Here is a 1,298-nt window from a genome sequence, read left to right as displayed (position 1 = left end):
CCTCCGAGGCGCCAGGGAGATGGGTCAGTGTTTATGCCGTGCCGAAGATGGACTGTCCATCAGAAGAACGAATGATTCGCCTAGCCCTGAACGGCTTTGAGGAGATTCGGGCGCTGTCCTTCGACTTGTCGAACCGCCGGCTGAAGGTCGTGCATGACGGCGAGGTCGAGCCCGTCACCTCGAAACTGAAGACCTTGGGGCTAGGCGCCTCGCTTCAGGAAACCGTCGCTGCAAATCCGGAGACCATCAAGGCCGCCGAGTTTTCGGCAGCTTCTGCTAAGCAAGAATCCGGGACCCTGCGCTGGTTGCTCGGCATCAATGCACTTCTGTTCGTGGTGGAAATGACTGCCGGTCTGATCGCCCAGTCCACCGGCCTGATTGGAGAATCCCTGGACAATTTTGCCGATGCGGCGGTGTACGGGCTTGCCCTTTATGCGGTTGGACATAGCGTGAAAATGCAGGTACGTGCCGCGCATCTTGCTGGTGTACTGCAACTGATCTTGGCTGTGGGCGTGCTCGTAGAGGTGGTGAGACGCTTTGTATTCGGTAGTGAGCCTGAATCGCTGGTGATGATGGCTATCGCATTCGTCGCATTGATTGCCAATACCAGTTGTCTGCTGCTCATATCCAAACATCGGGAAGGCGGGGCGCACATGAAGGCAAGCTGGATATTCTCGGCCAACGACGTGGTGATCAACCTGGGGGTCATCACCGCCGGCGCCCTGGTCGCGTGGACCGGTTCCAATTATCCGGATCTGATTATCGGCACCATCGCGGGGGGCATTGTACTTAACGGTGCCAGACGCATTTTGGCGTTGAAGGGTTAAATAATGCTCATTATTGGCAAAAAGCTCTCGCCGTATGCCCTATTGTCCATATCGGGCCTGCTGGCAGCGTCTGATCAGGCTGTAAAGTGGCTGGTGCAGCAATCAATGGCCTATGGCGAGTATGTTTCGGTGACCCCGTTCTTTAACTGGGTGCACCTATGGAACACCGGTGCCGCATTCAGTCTTTTTGCGAATGGTGGAGGCTGGCAGCGCTACTTTTTTATCGGAATCGCGGTAGTGGTCTCGATTTTTCTGATCAAGCTGATCCTTGAAAATCGTCATAAAGGAGAAGCCATCGCTTACAGTCTTATCCTCGGTGGCGCCATGGGCAACCTGATTGACCGGGTCTTTCGCGGCTATGTTGTGGATTCCTTTGATTTCTATTGGCGAGACTGGCATTGGCCGGCCTTCAACCTGGCTGATATTGCAATTGTCCTCGGTGCCTTACTTTTCGTTTCCAGCAGCTTGTTG

2 protein-coding genes are annotated in these 1,298 nt (G+C 54.7%); both read left to right on the top strand.

The window, feature by feature from the left end; genetic code table 11:
• On the top strand, positions 1-827 hold an 827-nt coding region (locus tag FHR96_RS22540), incomplete at its 5' end, for a cation efflux transmembrane domain-containing protein (RefSeq protein WP_183389906.1).
• A gap of 3 nt (positions 828-830) precedes the next feature.
• The coding region (gene lspA, locus FHR96_RS22300) for a signal peptidase II (RefSeq protein WP_183389905.1) at positions 831-1,298 on the top strand (468 nt) is incomplete at its 3' end.

Origin of the sequence: Halomonas organivorans (assembly GCF_014192055.1) — a bacterium.
Taxonomy (GTDB): Bacteria; Pseudomonadota; Gammaproteobacteria; order Pseudomonadales; family Halomonadaceae; genus Halomonas; species Halomonas organivorans.
The sequence above is the reverse complement of the archived record's forward strand: the minus strand, read 5'-3'. Positions and strand labels throughout refer to the sequence as shown.